Source organism: Peribacillus sp. NPDC006672 (assembly GCF_050274955.1).
Taxonomy (GTDB): domain Bacteria; phylum Bacillota; class Bacilli; order Bacillales; family DSM-1321; genus Peribacillus.
Genome location: NZ_JBNNOR010000001.1, coordinates 97,144 through 121,670, shown reverse-complemented (window position 1 = coordinate 121,670; position 24,527 = coordinate 97,144). Strand labels below are relative to the sequence as shown.

The following is a 24,527-nucleotide window of genomic DNA, read 5'->3' as shown; positions in this document are numbered from 1 at the left end:
TGAAGCCATCGAAGCGCTTCACCGCCTTATTCTGCGTAACTTTCTGTCTCTTCATCCCCATTAAAAGAATGGAAGGGTCAAGAGTTTATTTCGTTAGTTTATTCTCTGTTTCATCAAATGCCTTTTTCGCTTCATCAAGTTTTAATTTTGCCGTATTCTTGTTTCCGCTTGTAGGATCGGCAGGATCATTTTCCGGGTTGCTGCCGTTAGCAAAATTCGTTTCTACAGATACGATAGGAGCATCGGAAGCTCCCGTCTCATCTATATCCTTATTGCTCGAATTTGTCGTATCATCAGCAGAGTCGCCGTTTTCTTTTCCCATTTTTAGGCTTTTCACTTTATTAACGATATTTGAAGATTTATTTGAAACGATTTCCGTTACGGAGCTTGTTTTTTCTTTTGCAGTATCAGCAAGAACCGTACCTTTTTCCATCGCCGTTTGTCTTAATCTTTCCGTTTTCTCTGAAATGTTTTTAGCTTGTTCATTGAAATCATTCCTTAATTCCTTGCCTGTTTTGGGAGCCATGAACAAAGCAGTGGCCGCTCCGATCATCCCGCCAATCAAGGCGCCAATCATAAAGTCCTTAGAATTGATCGAGTCGCGTTCGTCCTCATATGATTTCTGATAGTCCTTTGTCTGAAATTCTTTTTGAGTCATAATACATTCCCCTTTCAATTTTCAATTCATTTTTATTTAACTAGATTTTATGATCTAGAACGTAAAAACCTTTTTTTAGGCAGGTTATCGGTTTCCAGTGCTTCCCTTTCTAACTCCGCCCTTTCAGTTGGGGTTGGGGCAGCCTGTTTGCTTCTGGTCTTCCATTTATCCCTAATCTCTAAAGCTACATTACTCCATTGTACAATCTGAGAGATTCGTTCTTGATTATTATCAATCTCAGCTTGCACTTTATGGGAAACCTTTTGGATGGAAGAATTAAAGCTAGAGATGGATGTACCTACATCCTTCACGGCATCCACCACCGTGTTCAGGTTTTCTGACTTTTGCTGCAAATCTTCAGCCAACGTATTCGTTTTATGTAATAACTGAGTAGTTTCGAGCGTTATGCCCTGCATTTGGCTCTCTAATCCTGTTAGCGTCCGGGCCACACTGTCCAGGGTTGTTTGAAGTGACGTCAGTACCTTTGTCAGGAAAATAACAAGGACCAAAAAAGCTATCGCTGCAACAGCAGCACTTACGTATAAAATAATCTCCATTGGAACACCTCCGAAAAAATCGACTTATTTAGTAGCTGTTAGATATTAATTACCCCTTCCCTATTATTATAAACGTATTTATTTTTTCAATATACCCCATCAAACCCTAATCTGGAAATATTGTTGCCTGCATCCAGTTCCCCCATGAAATTCATGGGGACACTTATGGCTGGAAATCGGGTATGATAGAAAGATAAGTCGAATTTAAACAATGGAGGTATTTTTATGAAAGATCCCAGAATTGAAACATTGGCCAAAAATTTAATCAATTATTCCGTGAAGCTTCAAAAAGGTGAAAGAATCTTGATCGAAAACTTTGGATTGCAGCGTGAACTTGTTAATGCCCTTGTGAATGAAGCCTATGCAGCAGGCGGTTACCCATTTGTCCTCTTAAAGGATCACCAAGTGGATCGTGCCTTGTTGATGGGTGCCAAAGAAGAACAGTACAAGATGATGGGTGAGTTTGAAGCAAACGTGATGAACCAGATGGATGCCTATATCGGGCTTCGCGCCGGGGATAATATCAATGAACAATCCGATGTCCCTCCAGAGAAGATGGCGATTCATGGACAGACAGTCGGTAAAGTACATAGAAATATCCGCGTCCCAAAAACAAAATGGGTCGTACTTCGCTACCCGACAAATTCCATGGCCCAATTAGCCAAAATGAGCACTGAAGCATTCGAAGACTTTTATTTCGAAGTCTGCAACCTCGACTATGGCAAAATGAGCGCAGCAATGGACAGCCTTGTCGAATTGATGGATAAAACGGATAAGGTCCGCTTAACTGGGCCCGGTACGGATCTAACCTTCTCCATCAAAGACATTAAAGCCATCAAATGTGCAGGTGAGCTGAACATTCCTGACGGTGAAGTATATACGGCTCCTGTTAAAGATTCCATCAATGGAGTGATTTCGTATAATACTCCTTCCCCTTATCATGGCTTTACTTTTGAAAACGTGAAGTTAACATTCAAGGATGGCAAAATCGTTGAAGCGGCTGCGAATGATACGGAACGCATCAACAAAATTTTTGATACTGATGAAGGCGCACGATATGTCGGTGAATTTGCAATTGGTGTAAATCCTTATATTCTACACCCGATGCAAGATATCCTCTTTGATGAAAAAATTGATGGAAGTTTTCATTTCACTCCCGGACAATGCTATGATGATGCCTTTAATGGTAATCATTCAGACATTCACTGGGACCTGATCAACATTCAACGCCCGGAATACGGCGGAGGGGAAATCCATTTTGATGACGTCTTGATACGTAAGGATGGGCGCTTCGTTTTACCCGCACTGCAAAATTTAAATCCAGAAAATTTAAAATAACAAAAATACCAATAAAAAAACGACCGACCCGCGCTAACGGATCGGTCACTTTTTTATTTTACCTGCAGTGAATGCTCGTAGGCTGCTTGGAACTTTTGAATGTCCCCCGCACCCATGAATAACACGACACTGTTTTCATGATTTTGCAATATTGAAGTTGTGTTCTCCGTCATCAGCTCGGCACCTGGAATTTTATCTTGAAGGTCCTCAATCGATAACTTTCCTTGATGTTCACGGGCAGATCCAAAAATTTCACATAAGTATACTTTGTCGGCCAAATTCAAACTGTCGGCAAATTCATCCAGGAATGCCTGCGTTCTCGAGAAAGTATGCGGTTGGAATACCGCAACAACCTCACGCTCTGGATATTTTTGACGAGCAGAGTCAACAGTTGCCGAAATTTCAGTCGGATGATGCGCATAATCATCAATGATGATCTGGCTTCCGATTTCCTTTTCGGAGAACCGGCGTTTAACTCCGCCAAAAGTCAGCAATTGGGCTTTCACAGCTTCTTTATCCAAGTTTTCATATTTACAAAGTGCAATGACACCAAGTGCATTCAACACATTATGCTTTCCAAAGGTAGGAATAGTGAATGTATCGTAGTAATTGTTCCTTACGTGCACATCAAAAGTGGTGCCATCCGGAGTGACGGAAACATTTTTCGCTTGAAAATCATTTCCTTCAGCAAATCCGTAAAAAATAACTGGTACTTTAGCCTGGATATGTGGTAAATGCTCATCATCCCCGCACGCAAAAATGCCTTTGTTGACTTGAAGGGCCATCGTTTGGAAAGCCTCGAACACGTCTTCGACATTGGCGTAATAATCAGGATGGTCAAAATCGATATTGGTCATGATTGCATAATCCGGATAATATGAAAGGAAATGACGGCGATATTCACATGCTTCGAATGCGAAGTAATCAGAATTCACGATTCCTTTACCCGTTCCATCCCCAATCAAAAAGGATGTAGGTTTAGCCCCGCCCATTACATGGGCCAGTAAGCCGGTCGTCGATGTTTTACCATGCGCTCCCGTAACGGCTACGCTGATAAAGTTTTTCATGAAATCACCTAGGAAACGGTGATAACGGATGATCGGCAAACCAAGTTCCTTTGCCTTCATGATTTCCGGATGGCTATCCGGAAACGCATTTCCTGCAATGATGGTCATTCCAGATTGAATATTTTCCTCGTTGAAAGGAAGGATTTTAATCCCGGCTTTTTCTAATGCCAATTGTGTAAAAAATTCTTTTTCGTAATCGGAACCCTGCACTTCAATATTCATATCATGCAGTATTTGTGCAAGAGCACTCATACCCGACCCTTTAATTCCCACAAAATGGTAAGCAGTCATAAAGCGAACCTCCACCAATCGTCTACCTGTATGACAGTATATGACGTCATCTGTTATTTGTTTTTTCATTACGAGACTTGTTAGAAACGCAATTTCTTCATAGTTTTTCATGCTTATATTTTCAATCATTCATCAACAAAAAACTATTATATCACTTTTTTATTCATTCATCCATGTCAGGGAGGTTCCAATTTATAAAATCATTGGCTTTTGCCTCAATTAACGTGATAATAACAAGGTTTTCACCCTTTCACATTATATACAATTTCCTTTTAATAGGTTCTCTTAATTAACATGTAAAAATTCCAGTTCTTCTTCCGTAATTAAAACATCCCTGGGCCTTGAGCCCCTGGATTCAGAAACGACTCCCTGCTGCTCCATCATTTCTATTAAACGCGCTGCACGGTTGTAACCGACACGGAAGCGCCTTTGGACACTCGATGCAGATGCAGCCTGTTGGCTCACGACAAATTCACATGCCTCGAAAAATAGTTCATCCGCTTCTTCCGTGACCTGGGCCCTGTTCAACAAGTCTTCCTGTTCAAACAGATATTTGGGCTGCTGCTCCCGTTTGGCATGGTTGACAACTTGATCGATTTCTTCATCACTTACAAAAGTCCCTTGAAGGCGAACCGTTTTTGAAGAGCCGTTTTCAGCAAATAACATATCTCCTCTTCCCAACAGTTTTTCCGCACCTCCGCTATCGATGATCGTACGGGAGTCGACTTGTGAAGAAACCGAAAAAGCGATCCTTGTCGGGATATTTGCCTTGATCAATCCAGTTATGACATCGACAGACGGTCTCTGAGTGGCTACAATCAAATGAATGCCACAGGCCCGGGCCTTTTGGGCAATCCGGCAAATCGCTTCCTCTACATCAGCAGGGGACATCATCATTAGATCCGCAAGCTCATCGATGATAACTAGGATATATGGCAGCTTGCTTGAATATTGACCGGCTTTTTCCGCTTGTTCATTGAAGCGGGTGATATCACGGACACCGGCATGTACAAACAATTCATAACGCCGTTCCATTTCCTCTACCGCCCATTTAAGCGCAGCCGTAGCGGCTTTTACATCGGTTATGACTGGACTGACCAAATGCGGGATTCGATTATATGGGGCAAGCTCGACCATTTTGGGATCAATCAACAGCAATTTCAACTCTTGCGGGGTCGCTTTATATAGCAAGCTGACCAGCATGGTGTTGATACAGACACTTTTCCCCGATCCCGTTTGCCCGGCTATCAATCCATGCGGCATCTTCCTCAAATCCGTGATAATCGGCTGACCGGATATATCGAGACCCAAAGCCACAGCAAGCGGTGATTCATGTTCTTTAAACTCATTACTTTCCAAAACCTCCCGCAAAAATACCGGCTTGCTTTTCCTGTTTGGAATCTCGATGCCAATTGTATGTTTACCCGGTATAGGCGCTTCCATCCGCATATCCTGAGCGGCAAGGCTTAATTTGATGTCATCCATCAGGTTCGTCACTTTATTCACCTTCACACCGGGTTCCGGATGCACCTCGAATCGGGTTACTGCCGGTCCTTGAGTGACATTGACGACCTTAGCACGGACATTGAAGTTTTTCAACGTCTCATCAAGTAATAAAGTCTGTTCCTCGAGCCACTCATCATCATGCACAGCATAAGTGGGAGGTGTCAGCAACTCGATATTCGGAAACACATAGTATGGATTATCATCGGCTTCAACGGAACCAAACACTTCCGGGGTATCGCTCTGCCGACCTTCTGCTGCAGCCTCTGTTTTATCAGCTTCTTGATTCCCATTTTCAGAAATGCGGGTTCCCTGTTCAAATGAAGGCTTAAAGACCGGAATCGAACCGATATTGGATTCAGATGTTTTGTTAGGCACTGCGACCGTTACGGTGCCATATTCAGTATCCACTAAGGTTGAGGGTTCTTGAATGACCGGAGTCTCCTCCTTCGGCATAACTTTGCCTTCCTCCGCTTTCGATTCAGGAATGGTGGATGGTTTCGCTTGTCCTGCCTCCGTTTCATCAGCATTAATCAGAGATCGCTTATCAGCTGAAACGACTACCCTTTCCGTATTAGGGCTTTTTTTTTCCGGCATCATTTTATTCATGAACTCATTTTTTTCCCGGTCTTGCTTAAGCATCATCACATTAAATGGGATATGTTTTTTCGGACGGTTAGGCTTTTCTTCCGGTATTGCCTCTGACGGATCACTTTCTGGATGGATCCCGTTGCTTACGGATGGTCGAGTCGATTGTACAGCGGCCTCCCCAGTAGCTTCAGCCGTCTTTTCCACGATGGATACAGCGACTTCGCGTCCAAAATCAATTGGGTCCTGTTCATAAGCCTCTTTTTCTTCCTCATGCTCATTTATTCCAGGCTCGCTTACTGCTACTTCAGGTCGTGCCTCAATGGACTTCTTACGAAAGAAAGCGGGTATCTCCGAGCCTTCCCTTTTTTCTTCCGCTTGTTCTGGTACAAGAACAGATGGTGCTATCTTCAATTCCTCATAGGCTTTTGGGGTTTCAGGGATGGATCCTTGAATCTCAATATCGGGTTCTTCTTTATTAAGGACGGGCAATTTGCTTTCCAATTCATATTCGACAATTCCTTCAGAAGGGACTATCTTTTTTTCCGGACGACGGAACCCATAAATGGGTGAGGGGATTTCCGTTGGGCGGAATGGAGTATTTGAAGGGACTATTTTTGGGTTTTGCTCCCGATCGATGCTTCTCCGTTTTGATACGGGATCCTTAACAGGCCTTCTCGTTTCTTTGGTCACATTCCCCTGCTCTGGTTCGTTATTTTCCCTGTTTCTTTCCCTAGGCTTTCTTTTTTTCTGCTCCCGGTCAGGAATGAGCGGAAACTTGAACTGTCCTTTTGGATATTGAAACAGGATTTTCGTATCCGGATCTGGAGTCTGTGACTGTGACATTTTTTCCACTGTTTGATTGTAAACTTTTATTTCTTCTTTCTTTGACTTCGGAAGCTTCGAAAAATCCATATTTTTTAATGTCTCATCATCTAGCGGTTCATCTATAATAATTTCTTCGATTTCAATAATTTCCTCTGCTTGGAACCATTTTTTCATCTTATTTAGCCATTTCAAACCTATCACTCTTTCTACATCTGTAGTTATGTAACTAATTCTACCAGTTATTTTAAAAATATCGAGAAAATTTAAGCTAATTTGGGTTTTGTATCTGCTTTTTTATCGTATTCTTTACTAACTCTACCTATTTCGCAGAACTCCTATCCTATTAAACCCCTTCTGGAATGAGTCTAAACCTGTCCATTGTGAAATAACCTCAGCCTCTAGTCTACTATTTAAATAAAACACCGCTGTTAAATCACGTTTACAATGAGATTAAGTTTACATCCAAACCGGGTGGAAACTGGTCAAACCATTGCATCATCCTTCACGGAACCTCCGAAGCCTATAAAACACCGTTCGTTAATACTGAACGGTGTTTTGTGGGTTCCAACGTTTTTTTTGCAAAGAAAGACCAATAGTACTATTCCCATTCATACAAGCTGCTTACAACCTGCGCCATTGATTTGGAAGCGATCAAAAGGGCATCTTCATCAATATCGAATGTAGGATGGTGATTGAATTATGCCTTCTCCATCCCTTTCGGTTTACAGCCCATGTAAAAGAAGCTGCCTGGAATCTTTTCTGCATAATCCGAAAAATCTTCTGAACCTGAGAAAATCAGCCATACCCCTCTTAATGCTTTTGTCATTCATGCTTCACTTTCTTTAGTCGAACTCTATTAAACTTGTATATACTTCTCCATAAAAAACAGGACCGCTGCCAAGCTGGAGGTTTTCCATGCTGACACGGTCCTTATGTTTTGCAAGATTTTATAGTTCACGCTTTTTGTTTTTACCCAAAATGAAGATGGGCTCCAGCTCATTTTCTTCGTAAAGGAAAGATAGAGCCGTTATCGGTACATGACCGCTGGCAAAGAAGCTCATGGCCATTTGCGCAAGAATATCATAACCCGTATCATTCTTCACATCGGCAATGATAATGACATCCTGATGCGGAATGGCCACGGCCATGGTTCCCTCGACCTTGTCCTTCATTTCCCGGAGCCAGGATTCATTTAGGATTCTGCTGGCATCATATCCATCATTCGTGTTCAAAAAATAAAATGCATTACCTGCAACGATATCCGACTTCATTTCAGTTGAGAGGGAACGGGCATTGAAAAGGGCAATTTCACGGATCCTGTCACCCTGCCAATTTTCCCGTTGAATCATCTTTTCATCTATAAGGCGGTAGGTCTTCCCTAAATCAAGGGCATAAAAAACCCGTGTTTCAGCCGTATGCTCATCGAATAAAAATGGATTTCCTTCTTCCGATTCCATAGGAAAGGAGGTTGAGCGGATAACCGGGAAAATCGATTTCTCCTTGCCTTCCATGCTGTGATCTTCCCCCATTACATTCAGGGCCTCTTCCACATAATAGGTAATTTCATCGATGGCTTTTTCCTGTACGTTTTCATAGTTAGCAAGTACAGGAGGCAACTCGATGGTAATCCCCTTCCCGGTCTTCACATTTTCCACACGTAACGTATCTTGCTTGCTATCGAATTTGAAAGTGCGATTATCATCTGTTAAACGTTCCTTCAAGATATTTTTCAGCTTCGTGCTGTCCATTTTCATGATTGACCCTCCTCTTCATTGAAAAATCCCCTGCGAGAAGGGGAAATTGATTATAGTGATTGAATGAATTCCTCAATTTGTTCTTGTGTTTTGCGGTCCCTGCTCACGAATCTACCTAGCTCTTTGCCATTATCATAAGCGATGAAACTTGGTATGCCGAATACATCATTAGCTGCACACACATCGATGAATTCATCACGGTCTACATAAATGAACGTAAATTCAGGGAATTTCGCTTCAATATCCGGAATTATCGGTTCGATCACACGGCAATCTCCACACCATGTCGCTGAAAAAAGAAAAATATGTTTGCCTTCGTTTTTTAATGCATCAAATTGCTCAATAGTTTGTAAATTTTCCATTTGAATATTCCTCCTGCTCTAAATGACAGCTTAGTTTATATAATCCCATCATACCAGACTCTCCCCGAATCAACCATTAATACGGATCGGTTGAATGGCCGGAAATTTCGGGGTACATTTTATTTCTGGGGCACAGATGAAACGACTTGCATCATTTGTTTCGCATCGGTTTTTAAGTGGTCTTTATCCGTTTCGGTTGTCAGCTTGACCGCACCGATTCCCACCGCAAGCTCATACTTTTCCTTCGATGCCTCTTTTATCGAGATAAAGCCGAATTTTTCATCATTTTGAAAAGAATGCAGCATCAAATATTGATCCTCCTGCTCCTTTGTCGCCAAAAATAATACCGAGCTGTCTTCCTTTTCATTTGGATTGACAAATAATATATAAGCCTTATCACCTTTTTGTAAAATCAAATTATTATCATGTTCTTCTACTACATTAAAATCCTTTGGCAGATAGACCTGAATAAGCCCTGCCACGATATTGGGCTGTTTTTCATCGTCACGAAAAGCCACTTCGGCGGCCTTCATTGCCTTTTCTGTTTGTCTCTCGATTCCTGAGCAACCAGCAATCAAACTGCTTATTAACACGAAAATAAGAAATTTTTCATTCGATAAAGCCATCGTCATTCCTCCAGCCTTCTCTTTTACTCACTTATGGATACTATTGTCCTTATTTACGAAATTCATCCATTTTCTCAAAACATGATACAATGAAAGCAATTTAAATACCGAGGAGGAAAACTATGAAATTAATCGTATATCTTGCCGGGGAGATTCATTCGAATTGGAGAAGTGAGTTGAGAGATAAGGCCGCTGCCCTGAAGCTTCCATTAGAATTTGTCGGTCCGATGGAAAACCATGAACGCTCCGATAATGTCGGTGAAGATATTCTCGGAGAACAGCCGAACCCTATTCTGAAGGATGCCGCCGCTTCCCAAATCAATAATTTGCGGACAGGTCTTATGATGAATAAAGCTGATCTTGTCATCGCTCTGTTTGGAGAGAAATATAAACAATGGAATACTGCCATGGACGCTAGCACCGCCGTTTCCCTGGGTAAACCGCTTATTTTGATTCGCTCGGAATCCCATCATCATGCCTTAAAGGAATTATCGGAAAAGGCGAGTGTCACGGTCGAATCCGTGAACCAAGCCATGAAGGTGCTTTCTTATATTTTTGAAGATGGGCGGTAATTCTTCCTGGTAAGAGCTTGACCCCTATGTGGATTGATTGATAACGAGAAAAGGTATTTATCCAAATAAAAAGCTTGTAGGGAAAGTTAGATGAACCTAATCTGCCCTACAAGCGAAAAACAATATTTTATGTGTTATAACTTATCCCTTTCTAATGGGAATCCAAATTTCCGAGTAATAATCAGGATTTGATGCGTCATCATTCGCATATACTTCCAATTCAGGAGTCCCGGCATGTTCATAACCGCTAGTAGGGAACCATTCGGAAAAAATTTGCTTCCAAGCTTTTTGAATGGCATCCGGCATAGGCCCATGAACTTCAAATACAACCCACTTGGAAGCCGGTATCGTAAGTGTTGAAAACTCTTCAGGCACTTTCCCGGCATACTCAGCACCTATCCAATAATCCATCGTTTCATTTTTTTCCACTGCCCGCTTATCGACACATACACCAATCAAGCCATCTATTTGGCCATTATTCAAATTCCCTAACCTATCGCTGGTTCCATCCTCATTCACTTTATCCCACAACATCGGAATTCCAACCAAATTTTCTTCATTAACCAAGGAAAACTCTTGCTTGATTCCAATCAATTGAAAGGAATCCCTTTCGAGGATATTGTATTTCATCGGTTTTGCCCCTTTCAAAATCACCTGTATCACCAGGCGTTCATAGAATTTCAGCTTCCCCATATACTTTCGGGCTTCACTTGGAGATACTCCATGCTGCCTTCGAAAAGCTTTTGAGAATGCCTCGGGAGTGTCATAGCCATACTTGTAAGCTAAATCAATGACCTTGCCATTTGTGGATGAAATCTCCTGGGCCGCTAATGTCAATCTTCGACGCCGGATATATTCACCAATTGAAATATCCGTTAAAATGGTGAATGTCCTTTGAAAATGAAAAGCTGAAGCATTCGCTTGCCTGGAAATGCTCTCGATTGTCAGGTCCTCCAATAAGTGCTCCTCGATATACTCGATGGCCTTCTGGATTGATTCAACCCACCCCATTCCGCTCACCCCTTGTCATTTATACTAGCAACCCCGCTCATTAAAATCCTGTCAGATTCTGCTCTGTTTTGGCAGTATTCTTTTTTGCTGATTTGAACTCGCATTCGCCGATCCGAAGTATGCATTCGCTCATGACATGATTCAAAAATCCTCTTTTTTCATTTTCGGCTTATACTCGTGTTGACCGGCAAGCATCCTCATGATATGAAGGAACATTTCCCCCCTGGTGATTCGCTCATTTGTAAACACGCCGATCGCTCCTTCCTTTTTGCTAATATTCTCTTGCTTTGTAAAGGCGTCCATCACCGGACCCAACTCTTGACCGCCCAGCAGCTTCTCAGCAATAATTTGGGGTAGCGGGATTCTTGCTCCGCCAGCTACAAAGACCTTACCGTCTCTCGTGGCCATCGCACCCCAATTACACAGAAACAGGCCCTGTTCCATTTTCACGACACCGCCTTCAAGTCCGATACCGATTTCAGCATCACTGTGAATTAAGCAATTCCGAGCACGTGTCATTGCCCCATCCAACGTTTCCTCATCTGAAAATGGCTGGTCCGGGACCCCGCTTTCCACTTGAAGTGAAATGATTTCAGCTTCTTCATATACATCAAGCACTGCCTTTACTTTCGCAGGATTTTTACTGCCCACTGCAATTTTCAATATACTTACCTTCCTTCTATGTAAAAAAAGCTGCTAGAAAGAGATACATGACAGCATCCCTTTCCATTTCAGCTTCCTTCATCAACCGTTATTTTTCAATGTCTCAAATGTCGATTTATCGCAGGAACGAACCAATTTCCCAATCAGTTCACGTGCAGCGGCATAATCATCAATATGAATCATGGATGCATGTGTATGAATATAGCGGGAACAAATGCCAATCACCCCGCTTGGAATTCCTTCATTTGCAATATGGACCTGCCCTGCATCCGTGCCGCCTTGGGAAACGAAATATTGATATGGAATATCATTCGTTTCTGCCGTATCAAGGATGAATTCCCTCATGCCGCGATGGGTAACCATCGAACGATCAAAAATGCGGAGCAGTGCCCCTTTCCCTAGCTGGCCAAATTCACTTTTACTGCCGGACATATCGTTCGCCGGACTTGCATCTAAAGCGAAGAAAAGATCCGGTTTGATCATATGAGCTGCAGTCTGCGCACCCCGTAATCCCACTTCCTCCTGCACGGTTGCTCCGGAATATAAGATATTCGGTAATGTTTCATCTTTTAAATCTTTTAACAATTCGATTGCAAGTCCGCACCCGTAACGATTATCCCACGCTTTTGCAAGGATTTTTTTCTCATTGGCCATCGGCGTGAATGGACAAATCGGGACAATCTGCTGACCAGGCTTAATACCGATTCTCTTCACGTCTTCCTTATCATCCGCCCCGATATCAATCAGCATATTTTTGATATCCATCGGTTTTGAGCGTTGCGAATCATCAAGCAAATGAGGAGGAATCGAACCGATTACACCAATGACCGGGCCGTTATCGGTAATGATTTCGACTCTTTGGGCCAAAAGAACTTGACTCCACCAGCCTCCAAGGGTCTGAAAACGGATCATTCCATTTTCCGTTACGGAAGTGACCATGAAGCCCACCTCATCCATATGCCCTGCAACTAGTACAGTCGGCCCTTCTTCATTCCCTCTTTTTAAGCCAAATATTCCGCCAAGGCGGTCTTGGACGATTTCATCCGAATACTTTTCCAGCTCACTCCTCATGAAACTCCGAACTGCATGTTCATTTCCCGATGCACCTGGTAATTCCGTCAATGTTTTAAAAAGTTCTAAAGTCTCATGATTCATTTCTTTTACCCCTCACCTATGTATTGTTTCTTACTATTTTACAGAACTTATCTTCATGTTACACTAGAAAGTTCTAATTTATCAGTTAATGGTTAAAATTTCAAATTATTAGTCAAATAGTACGTTCTTCTGTATACTAATAGGAGTGATTTTAAAAAATGCAATGGAGGAGAAATAAATGAATTGGAAAACGTTTTTACTAGGTACTGCAGCCGGGTTTGCCGCTGGCTATGCAACAAAGCAAATATTGGATCAATCAAGTAAACCTTCTCCGGATAAAGTCTTGGCCCAAGTGAAGGAAACGGTCAAAAAGGATGGAAATATATATGGCTCATGGATCTTGATGAAGCCGGAAAACTATACAAAAAATGATTTGGACTATGAAGTGTACAAAGGCGGGATCACTAGAAACACAGAGGGAAAACGCGAGCAATTCGAATTTGTTGCAGATGCCTCTACAGGAACGATATTGGAACTTAATGAACAAAATGATTGATACAAAAAGGAGGGCAGTCAAAATGACGTCCTCCTTTTGCTTTCCCGCTTACCGTTTCCGTTTCAATTCGGCTATTATATCCTTACCCGTTACATCCCACTTGATGGCACAATAGTGGGCATCATGGTAAAAGCTGTACCATGACCCATTTTCCAGTCCGGATTTCATCCATTTTTCCTTCGCCTCGATGGAAGTCATAGGATAGTCGTCATAAGCGAGTACCCAGAGGACATTCGCATGCGCGTGCGTCGGCATGATATCTGCCATGTGGATCAATCTATCCCCGCCATCTTCAATGATGATGATCGCATGTCCATCACTATGACCCCCAGTATGGATCATTTTAATGCCGTCCGTAATTTCTTGCTCCCCTTCAAAAGGACGGACAAGAGAAGCGACAGCCTCCCAGTTTTCTGCCCAATATGTACTTTTTGAACGAATATTCGGGTTTTGCATTTCTTTCCATTCAGTTTGGGTAGTAATAATTTCTGCACGCTCGAAAACAGGCACCCAATTTTCACCTTTACGTTTCGTTAAACCGCAGGCATGGTCGAAATGTAGATGTGTCATTAAAATGTAATCGATATCATTTGGCTGAATCCCAAGTCTGCCAAGATCTTCAACAAGATTGGATTCCTCCGTCACCCCAAAATTCCGTCTTTGCTTGTCATTCATCTTTCCATTACCAATACCGGAATCTATCAGCATGTTCAATCCATTCGCCTGCACTAAGATCGGATCCGTACGTAACTCGATTTGGTTATTTTCGTTAACAGGATACTTCTTGGCCCAAAGCGGTTTCGGTACAACACCGAACATCGCGCCACCATCCAAGTGAGTCACGCCGCCATTCAACCATGTTAATTTAATTTCCCCTATTTGCATCGTTTCCATTTTACCCCTCCTCTTCCTTTAGTTTAACACCCGCTTCCAGATATTGAAATTGATAACAATCATCTCGTTCCTCTAAATGAAAAACACCCTTTATCGGACCGCAAATGTTTGATCTTTCCAGGAAATCCATAGTTCTTGAGTTTCCTCGATATCCTTGATGATTAACAGCATTAATCCGCTCTTTTACAAAAGGGAGATATGAACATTTTTTTGACTTTAACAAAATAAAAACCAGATGCTATGCACCTGGTTTCTGAACGATGATTATTGGAACATTGCTTCCAACCGGTATATCCGGTTGCCTTTACTCGAGAACTTTTCTTCATATTCAGTCATGATATTTCCTTCAAAACTGCTGTTATGCAGATCAAGGCTTACATATTTCAAGAGCATGCCGTATTCGGAAATACTCTTCAAGGAAGATTCGAATAACCCTTGGTTATCCGTCTTGAAATGAATCTCGCCGTTGTCTGGCAGGATTCCTTCATATACCTCGAGGAATGTCTTATACGTTAACCGACGTTTTGCATGGCGTGATTTTGGCCATGGATCAGAGAAATTCAAGTAGACGCGATCCACATCACCTTTTGCAAAATATTCACCTAAGTTCGCTGCGTCAACATTCAACAGCTTTAAATTCGGAACTTCTGCTTCAATCAGCAAGTCGAGTGCCGCTACAATGACGCTTCTATATACTTCAATTCCAATGAAATTCACATCAGGATGAGCTTTTGCCATTTCTGTTATAAAACGGCCTTTTCCCGTACCCACTTCAATATATAACGGATTATCGTTACCGAAAACTTCATGCCATTTACCTTTATGGCTCACTGGCTGCTGAATTACATATTGCGGAAAATCATTCAAACGGTCTTCAGCCCAAGGTTTATTTCTTAAACGCATGATGACACCCCTATTTATAATATAATCGTTCAAACCATAACACGAGTGGATGGATTTCTGCAAGTTGATTTTTTCAGGAAAAGCCTGCATGCACCCACTGAACAAATAAAAAAACTGCCGGCCATCCAGGCGACAGTCTCTGTAGTTTTCATGTATAAAACTTTCCGCAAAACACACCATAAATAAGTGAAGGGCAGGCGAGAACCACCTGGAAATCCCTAGAATCCATATTTAAGAAAGGAGAGGTATTAAATGCCGATTTCCCATGAACATCAAATGTCACTATTAAAAGATATATTAACCAATCATCAAAAAGACTGCTGCGGATCCGTTGCTGAATGTGAACAGGTTGAAAGGCTCGTCAAATCCTTAATGATCAACATGGATATTGACAGCAATGTGAAAACGATACTGACAGAGATTTACGAATACAGTCAGACAGGCATCGGTACCGCCGATTTAGAAGCACATATTTTAACCCACCAGAACGACTTGTCCCAGTGGGTTGATGATATAGATCAATTCTGATCAGCCAACCATCAATAATGCTTCAAGTTTTTGCAGTAATTCATTTCTTTCCTCGTACCGCTTTCTACGATGATGCCATTGGATGGAAAGCACAAGTTGTGAAACCGTGTGCCATTTCATCCTCATCTCCAGGCCTGCGTCAAGCTTCTTGCCATAACGGGCAAGCCATTGATTCCATTCTTCCCTTGGGACATATGAATACAGGAGTATGCCGAGGTCAATGGCCGGATCGCCAATGACCGCTCCGTCCCAATCAATCAGAAACAGTCCGTCGGTTTCGGTCATGAGCCAATTATTATGGTTCACATCACAATGACAGACGACTTTTTCGTCGCATTCAATCAACAGGAGATTGTTCTGCAAAAAATGGATGGCTTGCTTGATAATCGGAATATCCGTTACATCCGAAGTTAACCCGGTTTCTATGTCTGTAAGTATACTTTCAGGTCGTAAAGGGGATTTTCCAAGCCTTTTGAGCATGCTTAACAAAGGATCGGATTGATGAATTTTTTGAAGCAGCTTTGCGACTCTTATATTGTTCATTTCCTGCTGAGATAGCTCCCTGCCTTCCATCCAATGCTGGGCCGTAATTACATCCCCATTTTCCAGGCGTTTTGTCCACATTAACTTTGGAACAATGCCCTCAGCTGAAAGAACAGCTAAAAATGGCGATGAATTTCGTTTAAGGAAGAGCTTCTGCCCTTCTTTCTCGGCAATAAAGGCTTCTCCCGTAGCTCCTCCAGCAGGGGATATATCCCACTCCTGACCTAATAAATGTTCCAACTGGTTCACCTTCGATTTCCTCGCTTAATCATACAAATATGGGTACGTTAACCTAGTGTATGTATTACCACTACTTTGAGTCCATGTTTAATAAAAAATCCGCCTGCTGGCGAAGCTGCATATATACGTGCATCGGGATGATACCCGCAATTAAAAACATCCTCATTTTAGAGAAATAAAAAAATAGCTATTGAGCAATTAAACAATAGCCATAAATTAAATTTTAGTTGAAAAACGGTTTCTTCGTCAAGTACTATAGAACGATTATACGCATAAAACAAAAACAAATAAATCATTTCATATTTTTGCATGGACCATCATCCTTGAACATGACGCGGATTTTCTCTTTCAGAACGACTACAGCTACTTTACCCATTCCTACAATTTCCCCATCATACTGGATTTTTACCGACCCGTGATTCCTCATTGTTATCATTTTACCAGAAAAAGAATCAACATTTTTAATATTTATGTGACCGCCCATAAAACAGTGATGAATACGGTCAATAATTTCAACCATGTAATATCATGGTCCGCATTTACATTCAGCCTGCCATCATCCAGCTTTGGCAGCGGTGAAATTTTCATTCCACCGCCAAAGTTTGCTGGTTCGCAATGACAACGAACCATACCTTTTTCAAAAGCTGCCGGTTTTCATCAATGATCAACTCCATACCGCTGGGCTGATAAGAAAATAATTTTTTTATAAAAATGAACTGATAAATTAATTTACCCGCTCTGACAAAATTAAACCATTTTTTAGAGAAAGGAATGGTCCGCATCAGCGGAAATTTCAGCATCATTTCTAATGCCAAGGCCGTTCATAAAATAACCAACCTTACCATTCGTCTCGAACTGTCCAATATCACGGCACTAAAGGCGGTACCCTGAAATAAAGACAGGGCTTCTTCCACACTCTCAGTTTTTTGAATGCCCCTTACATAATCATTGCCAGACCCAGCCGCAAGGGCGCCGATGATCGTATGAGGAAAGCCAATGGCGCCTTTTATCATTTCACTTAATCGTGCCAACTCCCCGACAGCGAACACCTGGGTTTCCTGATTTGTCCCTGATAGTATTTCCTTCGTCAATCTTAGCCCAGCCCCTTTTCCCTTGTAAAAAACACCTCATAGGGAATAGCTTTTGATTTCAGTATTTCCATGGATTCCTTCTAATCCTCCACTCTTTTCATTACCAGTCATTTGATTGACAATGAAATACAGCGCTTCATTAAGGGGCGGCATGTTCATTTCCCTCTGTTTGGTTATATTCGGCATCCCATTCAGGTCGCAGGCTGGATGTAGTTTGGCAATATTCCAGCAATGCCTGTGCGCCTTTTAACTGCTGTGCCTTAAGAGGAGATGATATAGCCCGCATCCTATCAAACCAATCCGGGAAGGTCCGTTTATCCAATATCGTAATATCATTAGGAGTTTCGGGGTAATCCACATATCCATTCCGGCATAGAATCACCTTCTTAATCGGCACGTTCACTTCATAAAGCTCAAATAACTGGGAGACGATGTTCCCCATCCGATTTGAGCCCAGCAAAGGGTTGAGCACTTTTTTATCAGGATGCTTATGATGCCTGCGGATCCAGAAACGATCACTCGAACCGATGAAAGCAGCGTCTTCCTCGGCTTCCAGAAAAGTGATGCACCAAGCGTCAACTGGGGTCAATAAAATGACATCGACTTCAACAGGAGCATTTTTCAATAGGAAAATAGGTTTATATAATACAAGAAACGTATCCGGAAAACGCTGCAGAAAGAAGCGGAGCCTTTCATCCAAAAAGAATGATTGGTCCACAAATGATTTTTCACGAAGCGTCGAGCTTCCCCATTTCATTTGGAAGCGGAGCAATTGATTTAAAAAATTCTGCTTTAATTCATCCAGACTGGCCGGACGGAACGGAAACTTTAATGAAAATACATTAGGATTTTCAACTTGGTTTTGTATTACCAACTCTTCCGCCTCTGCCTCCAGTTTATCTGCCCTGTGGAATATGCCTTTCACCCTTTTAAACAGGCCCTTTGACCCTTCCTGGGAAGTATCAATCTTGACCTGTGTTTCACTTTCAGCATATTCGCTATACAACCGATCTAGCTCACCCGCATTATAAGCAGCCTTCAATATATCCCATTGCTGTTTTTTCAACCGTGCAAATTGTGTTGGATATCGATAAATATCCTGCTCATACCGGGAAATATAATCCTGCATCTTTATGAGCTGTGCCATACAGCCACCACCCATCTTTCTCTATTTTTCAAGGGGTATCGTGAAAATCTTCTCGTATGAAGGCGAAGCTCCAAGATGTGTTTGATATAACGCAACCTGGTCAGCTTCAAAATCCTTATCCTCCAAATTCGCTATCTGCCGGACGCTCTCCAACGAAAAGGGACTTTCCCCCTCAAATTTTCTTGCCAGCGTTATATGAGGCTTAAACGGCTTTTTATCAAGTTCAAAACCTGCCTCGATACATGAATTATAAATTTTACTTTGAATGGTAAAAAGCCTTTCTTGCTGGTTGACACCTGCCCATAGAATCCTTGGACTCTCACTCTTGCCAAAACCGCCGATATCGCCGAGTTTCAAACCAAATGAGGCCTCATTCGCAAGCTTGCTTTCCACACGCTCCAAAGCGTCCTTTTTCAATGGATCGGGAGCATTGCCCAAAAATGCCATCGTAATATGATAATCGGCTGGATGCAGCCATTTCTTAAATGGAAAGTCTGACCTCAGTTGCTCCGTAACAGCATTTAAATAAGCCTTAATATCATCAGGTAATACTAAAGCAAAGAAAAAATGAGTATTCATGGTCACAAACATCCCTTCCTGTTTTCCCATTAATTTTACCATAATTTCCATTGCCTATACCTTTCTTGGATTTCCTTATAAATATTCCCCCTCATCAAAAAAAGACTGGAATATTCCCACTCTTCCATACTGGGAAGTAATCCTTCAGAAGGATTGTTCATAATACTTTGGGGAGGACGGATTATCTCCCGCAAGAACAATTTATTCGCAAGCAAGTAGGATTAACAAAAAAACTGCACCTCCAATTGTTAGATGTTGTCTAACAATTGGAGGTGCAGTTCAAAATGTTCCTTGTCTGCCTCTTCTTCTTTTAGCTGAACAGAGTTTCGTAAAGAAGGAACAAATTCAGTCCGATGATGAGTACAGCAATGAGCCATGCAATGCTTGAGGTGACTTTATGATTGACCAGATTGCCCATGATTTTTTTATTGCTCGTGAACATGATCAATGGCACTAAGGCAAATGCGATGCCAAACGAGAGTACAACTTGACTCATCACAAGTGCTTTAGATGGGTTCACTCCCCATAATATTATCAGCAGAGGCGGGACGGTCGTTATGACCCTTCTCAAATAGATTGGTATATGTCTTTTAATGAATCCCTGCATGACTACATCACCTGTCATTACACCAACGGATGAGCTGGATAAACCGGCAAATAATAAGCCTATTCCAAAGAGCATCGCGACAGAGGGTCCAAGCATGGCACCGAATTGTTGATAGGCAACATCCAAATCCTCTACAAGTATTCCATTCTTATGAAATAGGGCAGCTGAAACAATGACCATGGCGGCATTGATCCCACCTGCAATCAACATGGCGATGATAATATCAATTAGCTCAAAACGAAAAATCCTTTTTCTTTCCAAATCGTTTTTACCGACAATTCTCTTCTGAGTTAAAGAGGAATGAAGGTAAATCGCATGTGGCATAACGGTAGCTCCAAGCATACCCGCCGATAGTAAAATACTGTCCACTCCCTCGAATTTTGGAGTGAAGAGTCCTAAAACAACGGATGAAGTGTCAGGTTTCGCATAAAAAACTTGAGCACCAAAGGCAATCACTACAACAAATATCATGACCGTGATCAAGGCTTCGAATGTCCGATAACCTCTACGCTGGATTTCTAAAATGGCAAAAGAACCGATCGCTGCAATAATGGCCGATGTGATAAGCGGTAAGTCAAATAGCAAATAAATTCCCAGTGCCGCTCCTATGAATTCAGCTAAGTCCGTTGCCATTATGACGGCTTCGGCTTGAATCCATAATAAGAAAGATGCCTTTTTCGAAAATTTCTCCCTGCATAACTCTGGTAGGTTCTTTCCTGTGGCTATCCCCAATTTAGCGGATAGTGATTGAATCAGCACAGCCATTAAATTAGATGCGAAGATAACCCATAATAATGTATAGCCATATTTAGATCCGGCAGTAATATTGGTAGCATAATTCCCTGGATCAATATAGGCCACAGCTGCTATAAAGGCCGGTCCTAGATAAGGAAGCAGTTGTTTGATCCCTCTCGAAGAAGATTGATGCAATACATCGACCATATCTATTTCAACTCCTTTTTACACGCAACTCAAATTGTTGCAACGGGTAAACTTTTTAGATTATTAGCAAGTATATTCCTGGATCTTGAAAATGTCAAAATTTTTTTTACATGAATAAGGTGGCTGTTTTTAACGTGAACGGAGACGGGTAAAAAGAGGTTCAGACATTTCCGGCTTGAAGTCAGGCAATTGCACTATAAATAAAAAATCCCCTTGCCAGTTTCGGCAAAGGGGGGGTTTTATCTATTTAACCGAACCGCATTGCCTCTCGATTTCTTCGGAAAACAGTTTTTGCAGTCTTTGAGTTATCGGACCGGGTTCCCCTGCTGCAATTGATTGGCCATCGATATTTATAATTGGTGTCACTTCGACGCTTGTGCTCGTATAAAGGACTTCATCGGCTGCCATCATGTCCTCGACAGTGAAGGCCTCTTCGACATAGGGAATTCCATGTTCAGCGCAAAGTTTCAGCATCACCTGACGGGTAATTCCATTCAGGATCAAGTTGGTGGCAGGGTGCGTTTTAAGTAGTCCATCCACCACGATTGAGACATTTGACGAACTTCCCTCCGTCACCGTGCCATCTCGATGCTGGATCGCTTCATCACAGCCAGCTTCAACCGCTTGCTGTTTAGCCATTATATTACCAAGTAGATTTAAACTCTTAATATTACAGCGCAGCCAGCGTATATCTTCGGTCGTAATGCCATTGACCCCTGGCTTCATTTTTCCTGTATAAGGCGTTTCCTTCGTATAGGCTACAAAGACAGGTTCCACCTCTGCACTTGGAAAAGAGTGTGAACGCGGAAATACTCCCCTCGACAGCTGCATATAGACGATGCCGTTTTTCAATCGATCTTCAGTGATCAGCTCTTTGATGCGTGTTTTGATTTCCGCTACAGTAAAGGGAACTTTCATCTGAATCAACTTCGCACTGTCCATCAGCCGGTTCAGATGCATGTCTCCCGCAAATAATTCGCCATTATAAACCCGGATGACTTCATAGACTCCATCACCGAATTGATATCCCCGGTCTTCAATGTCAACCTTTACTTCGGACCTGCTTTTAAGGTCGCCGTTAAAAATGATTTTTCCCATGTCTTTCTCCTTCTCACCCTTTTATTTGGCCAATTCATGAATGGCACGTGCATAAATGGACGTGGCCTTTAGCATATCTTCAATATCAATATATTCATCTTTCTGATGCGCAACATCTTCGCTGCCAGGGAAAAGCGGGCCAAATGCCACACCTTCTTTCAATGAACGGGCGTAGGTGCCGCCGCCAATCGAAAGGAGCTCAGCTTTATCACCTGTCTCCGCTTCATAAACTTCCTGCAACGTCTTAATCAAAAAGCTTTCACTGTTCACATAATGTGGAGTCGAATGCGAATTGGTCTTCACTTTCAAATTATATGCCGCAAGCCTCTCTTCCAATGCCGCCTTTTCCTGTTCCCACTCAAACGTCACCGGATAGCGCATACTGAAACCAATCGAGCTGTCCCCTTGTTTTGAATAATTGAAAACGCCGGCATTGACCGTCAATTCACCTGTTTGCTCATCCGAATAAGCCACACCTAAATTATTTCCACGGGAATCTTCAAACAAACGACCCTTGATGAAAGTGAAGTAGGCTTTCGCATGCGGGTCAAGAGTGAGATCAGCTAAAAAAACAGCTAAATGCAGACCTGCATTAATTCCATTTTTCGGTTCCATCGCGTGTGCCGAGACACCATTCATTTCAAGGAGCACTTGATTTTTTTGCGGAACTGCCTTGCCCTTCAATGAGTATTTTTGCAAATAAGCCTTATAGTTTGCCACTACTTCACCAGGATTAGCCGCTTCCACAATCGCCGTAGCAAAATCCGGTACCATATTTGTCCTGCGACCTGAAGAAAATTCCATAACATTAACTTCAGAGTTCGTACCATTTCCTGCATCTGCAGGTTGGATAACCGAGAAATCCCAGATTCCCTTTTCAGCACTGATGATCGGGAAGTCAGCATCTGGTGCGAAGCCCATCGATGGCATTTCCTCCACTTCAAAGTACCGGTCAACGCAGCGCCAGTTCGATTCTTCATCCGTACCAATGATCATCCTTACACGTTTGTTCAAAGGTTTTCCTAGCTCCCTGACCAGTTTCATTGCATGATAGGCAGCCATCGTCGGCCCTTTATCATCTATTGCCCCACGAGCATATATGCGGCCATTACGGATTTCAGCGCCAAACGGATCCGAACTCCACCCATCTCCTTCAGGTACCACGTCGACATGGCATAAAATACCGATTAACTCCTCGCCTTCACCCATTTCAATATGGCCAGCGACATTATCGACATTTTTCACAGTAAATCCGTCTTTTTCGGCTAATTGAAGCATGTAATCAAGCGCTTCCTTCACCCCTTTACCGAATGGGGCCTCCTCTGTCGGATGCTCTTCATCCAATACACTTTTTATTTTCAATAAGTTTTGTGTGTCCAGTAATAGGTCCATTTTCCGTTTTTCAACTTCTTCTCGCCAATTCAATTCACTCAAAATACGTCAACTCCTCTTTTATATATATTTTTCATTTTATCACTTTTCCTATCTGATTCGCCAAGCGTTGCTACCTTTTCTTCGTATTCCCGTTTTATTGCTAATGTCAAACTACCGGTAAATTTCCCTTATTATAAAAAAACACGAACCCTGTAGATGATCCTTATCTTCGATGCCTCTAGCACTTAGGCAATCCTTAAATTTGAATACTCATTCACTTCTGTATTCCAGAACATCACCAGGCTGACAGTCCAATGCCTTACATATTGCCTCCAAAGTTGAAAATCTAATGGCTTTTGCCTTTCCATTTTTCAATATAGAAAGATTAGCCATCGTTATTCCAACCCTCTCAGAAAGTTCTGTTACGCTCATTTTTCTTTTAGCTAACATCACATCAATATTGATTATAATTGCCACTTTCATCACCTCAAACTGTCAAATCATTTTCTGATTTTATTTCAAGCGCACTTCTTAACAATTCCTGAAGAACAGCAGTAAAAAGTGAAATAACTAACGTTGCAAAAATGATGACACCGCCAAGAATTGCTATTCCTGGGTGTAAAGCGCTTTGTGATACAAGAAACAAAATCCCTATTGCATATAAGATAATTATGGCAATGGCACACTTCTTTATATATCCTAACGAAATTACCGCTAATCTCGAAAAGGCATCATCGCTTTCAATATAATTTAAAAGCTTGAATGCTTGATAAAGAGCAAGAAAAAAGGGGATTGCAGTACAATACAACCCAAAAAGCACAGGAAATCTTAAATAAGCATAATCAGGATCGATTTCTGCTGCGTCTCTTGCCAATCCTGGTAACCAAAATAGACACATGGTAAGGATAGTAATGCCAAGAATAAAAATAGTCACCTTTAAAAAAGTTATTGTTCCTCGTTTCATAATTGAACCCCTCCCTTTCAAAGGTATTATATTCCAATATTTATTGATTATCAATAAATTATTATTGATATAGATAACATTCCTGCTTATGCAAGAACACTCTGATTAAATTGAGTTCTTAACAATCCTTGCTGAAGACTCTATGTAA

At 41.9% G+C, this 24,527-nt stretch carries 26 protein-coding genes and 1 pseudogene; 4 read left to right on the top strand and 23 right to left on the bottom strand.

Features of this window, described 5'->3' with window-relative positions:
* Positions 1–85: 85 nt before the first annotated feature.
* Positions 86–658, bottom strand: a complete 573-nt coding sequence (locus ACQKKK_RS00665) for a YtxH domain-containing protein (protein ID WP_427613317.1) — start codon at positions 656–658, stop codon at positions 86–88.
* A gap of 47 nt (positions 659–705) precedes the next feature.
* Complete coding sequence (locus ACQKKK_RS00660; protein ID WP_427613315.1) at positions 706–1,215, bottom strand: DUF948 domain-containing protein; 510 nt, start codon at positions 1,213–1,215, stop codon at positions 706–708.
* A gap of 225 nt (positions 1,216–1,440) precedes the next feature.
* Between ACQKKK_RS00660 and ACQKKK_RS00655 the strand changes: the two genes are divergently transcribed.
* Positions 1,441–2,553, top strand: coding sequence for an aminopeptidase (locus ACQKKK_RS00655; protein ID WP_427613314.1), 1,113 nt, complete (start codon positions 1,441–1,443; stop codon positions 2,551–2,553).
* 53 nt (positions 2,554–2,606) lie between these two features.
* Here ACQKKK_RS00655 and murC read toward each other — a convergent pair whose 3' ends face one another.
* The 6 genes and pseudogenes from murC to ACQKKK_RS00625 all read right to left on the bottom strand — a co-directional run bounded on the left by murC (position 2,607) and on the right by ACQKKK_RS00625 (position 9,572).
* Entirely contained in the window at positions 2,607–3,911 is a 1,305-nt protein-coding gene (gene murC / locus ACQKKK_RS00650) for a UDP-N-acetylmuramate--L-alanine ligase (protein ID WP_427613312.1), read from the bottom strand.
* Positions 3,912–4,196: 285 nt separating this feature from the next.
* Positions 4,197–6,917 carry a DNA translocase FtsK gene (locus ACQKKK_RS00645; protein WP_427614033.1) on the bottom strand — a complete coding sequence of 907 codons (2,721 nt, stop codon included), beginning with the start codon at positions 6,915–6,917 and terminating at the stop codon, positions 4,197–4,199.
* 511 nt (positions 6,918–7,428) lie between these two features.
* Positions 7,429–7,626, bottom strand: a pseudogene (locus tag ACQKKK_RS00640) (amidohydrolase); the annotation flags it as partial.
* 151 nt (positions 7,627–7,777) lie between these two features.
* On the bottom strand, positions 7,778–8,584 hold the full coding sequence (locus ACQKKK_RS00635) for a DUF1444 domain-containing protein (RefSeq protein WP_427613310.1): 807 nt from the start codon (positions 8,582–8,584) through the stop codon (positions 7,778–7,780).
* Positions 8,585–8,634: 50 nt separating this feature from the next.
* On the bottom strand, positions 8,635–8,946 hold the full coding sequence (locus ACQKKK_RS00630) for a thioredoxin family protein (protein ID WP_427613308.1): 312 nt from the start codon (positions 8,944–8,946) through the stop codon (positions 8,635–8,637).
* 119 nt (positions 8,947–9,065) lie between these two features.
* Entirely contained in the window at positions 9,066–9,572 is a 507-nt protein-coding gene (locus ACQKKK_RS00625) for a hypothetical protein (RefSeq protein WP_427613306.1), read from the bottom strand.
* Between the two features lie 122 nt (positions 9,573–9,694).
* Here ACQKKK_RS00625 and ACQKKK_RS00620 point away from each other — a divergent pair, with 122 nt between their 5' ends.
* Positions 9,695–10,144, top strand: a complete 450-nt coding sequence (locus ACQKKK_RS00620; RefSeq protein ID WP_427613304.1) for a YtoQ family protein — start codon at positions 9,695–9,697, stop codon at positions 10,142–10,144.
* A 141-nt stretch (positions 10,145–10,285) separates the two neighbouring features.
* On the opposite strand, the gene ACQKKK_RS00615 is transcribed toward ACQKKK_RS00620, so the two are convergent.
* The 3 genes from ACQKKK_RS00615 to ACQKKK_RS00605 form a co-directional block, all read right to left on the bottom strand.
* Positions 10,286–11,155 carry an AraC family transcriptional regulator gene (locus ACQKKK_RS00615; protein WP_427613302.1) on the bottom strand — a complete coding sequence of 290 codons (870 nt, stop codon included), beginning with the start codon at positions 11,153–11,155 and terminating at the stop codon, positions 10,286–10,288.
* 141 nt (positions 11,156–11,296) lie between these two features.
* Complete coding sequence (locus ACQKKK_RS00610) at positions 11,297–11,818, bottom strand: DUF84 family protein (RefSeq protein ID WP_427613300.1); 522 nt, start codon at positions 11,816–11,818, stop codon at positions 11,297–11,299.
* A gap of 81 nt (positions 11,819–11,899) precedes the next feature.
* The gene (locus ACQKKK_RS00605) at positions 11,900–12,973 is read right to left on the bottom strand and encodes a M42 family metallopeptidase (protein WP_427613298.1); all 1,074 of its coding nucleotides are present in this window, start codon (positions 12,971–12,973) and stop codon (positions 11,900–11,902) included.
* A 178-nt stretch (positions 12,974–13,151) separates the two neighbouring features.
* Here ACQKKK_RS00605 and ACQKKK_RS00600 point away from each other — a divergent pair, with 178 nt between their 5' ends.
* Positions 13,152–13,469, top strand: a complete 318-nt coding sequence (locus tag ACQKKK_RS00600) for a hypothetical protein (RefSeq protein ID WP_427613296.1) — start codon at positions 13,152–13,154, stop codon at positions 13,467–13,469.
* 48 nt (positions 13,470–13,517) lie between these two features.
* On the opposite strand, the gene ACQKKK_RS00595 is transcribed toward ACQKKK_RS00600, so the two are convergent.
* Both ACQKKK_RS00595 and trmB read right to left on the bottom strand, forming a co-directional pair.
* Entirely contained in the window at positions 13,518–14,363 is an 846-nt protein-coding gene (locus ACQKKK_RS00595) for a YtnP family quorum-quenching lactonase (RefSeq protein WP_427613294.1), read from the bottom strand.
* Between the two features lie 264 nt (positions 14,364–14,627).
* Positions 14,628–15,266, bottom strand: a complete 639-nt coding sequence (trmB, locus tag ACQKKK_RS00590) for a tRNA (guanosine(46)-N7)-methyltransferase TrmB (RefSeq protein WP_427613293.1) — start codon at positions 15,264–15,266, stop codon at positions 14,628–14,630.
* 252 nt (positions 15,267–15,518) lie between these two features.
* On the opposite strand from trmB, the gene ACQKKK_RS00585 reads away from it, so the two are divergent.
* Positions 15,519–15,794 carry a YtzH-like family protein gene (locus tag ACQKKK_RS00585; protein WP_427613291.1) on the top strand — a complete coding sequence of 92 codons (276 nt, stop codon included), beginning with the start codon at positions 15,519–15,521 and terminating at the stop codon, positions 15,792–15,794.
* Here ACQKKK_RS00585 and ACQKKK_RS00580 read toward each other — a convergent pair whose 3' ends face one another.
* From ACQKKK_RS00580 to ACQKKK_RS00535, 10 genes are all read right to left on the bottom strand, one after another.
* The gene (locus tag ACQKKK_RS00580; protein WP_283897937.1) at positions 15,795–16,577 is read right to left on the bottom strand and encodes a phosphotransferase family protein; all 783 of its coding nucleotides are present in this window, start codon (positions 16,575–16,577) and stop codon (positions 15,795–15,797) included. It lies immediately after the preceding gene.
* A gap of 584 nt (positions 16,578–17,161) precedes the next feature.
* A complete protein-coding gene (locus ACQKKK_RS00575) occupies positions 17,162–17,380 on the bottom strand; it encodes a hypothetical protein (protein ID WP_427613289.1) in 219 nt (72 codons plus the stop codon).
* 18 nt (positions 17,381–17,398) lie between these two features.
* Complete coding sequence (locus ACQKKK_RS00570; protein ID WP_427613287.1) at positions 17,399–17,668, bottom strand: hypothetical protein; 270 nt, start codon at positions 17,666–17,668, stop codon at positions 17,399–17,401.
* 139 nt (positions 17,669–17,807) lie between these two features.
* The gene (locus tag ACQKKK_RS00565; protein WP_427613285.1) at positions 17,808–18,815 is read right to left on the bottom strand and encodes an NERD domain-containing protein; all 1,008 of its coding nucleotides are present in this window, start codon (positions 18,813–18,815) and stop codon (positions 17,808–17,810) included.
* 21 nt (positions 18,816–18,836) lie between these two features.
* Entirely contained in the window at positions 18,837–19,445 is a 609-nt protein-coding gene (gene thpR, locus ACQKKK_RS00560) for an RNA 2',3'-cyclic phosphodiesterase (RefSeq protein ID WP_427613284.1), read from the bottom strand.
* A gap of 259 nt (positions 19,446–19,704) precedes the next feature.
* On the bottom strand, positions 19,705–20,943 hold the full coding sequence (locus tag ACQKKK_RS00555; protein ID WP_427613282.1) for an Nramp family divalent metal transporter: 1,239 nt from the start codon (positions 20,941–20,943) through the stop codon (positions 19,705–19,707).
* Between the two features lie 243 nt (positions 20,944–21,186).
* Positions 21,187–22,041 (bottom strand): D-amino-acid transaminase, encoded by an 855-nt coding sequence (gene dat, locus ACQKKK_RS00550; protein ID WP_427613280.1) that lies wholly within the window; start codon positions 22,039–22,041, stop codon positions 21,187–21,189.
* Between the two features lie 21 nt (positions 22,042–22,062).
* Positions 22,063–23,475: a dipeptidase PepV gene (gene pepV, locus ACQKKK_RS00545; RefSeq protein ID WP_427613278.1), complete on the bottom strand. Its 1,413-nt coding sequence runs from the start codon at positions 23,473–23,475 to the stop codon at positions 22,063–22,065.
* Between the two features lie 210 nt (positions 23,476–23,685).
* Positions 23,686–23,892 (bottom strand): helix-turn-helix domain-containing protein, encoded by a 207-nt coding sequence (locus ACQKKK_RS00540; protein WP_427613277.1) that lies wholly within the window; start codon positions 23,890–23,892, stop codon positions 23,686–23,688.
* A gap of 10 nt (positions 23,893–23,902) precedes the next feature.
* Positions 23,903–24,379, bottom strand: coding sequence for a DUF2975 domain-containing protein (locus ACQKKK_RS00535; protein WP_427613276.1), 477 nt, complete (start codon positions 24,377–24,379; stop codon positions 23,903–23,905).
* Positions 24,380–24,527 lie beyond the last annotated feature (148 nt).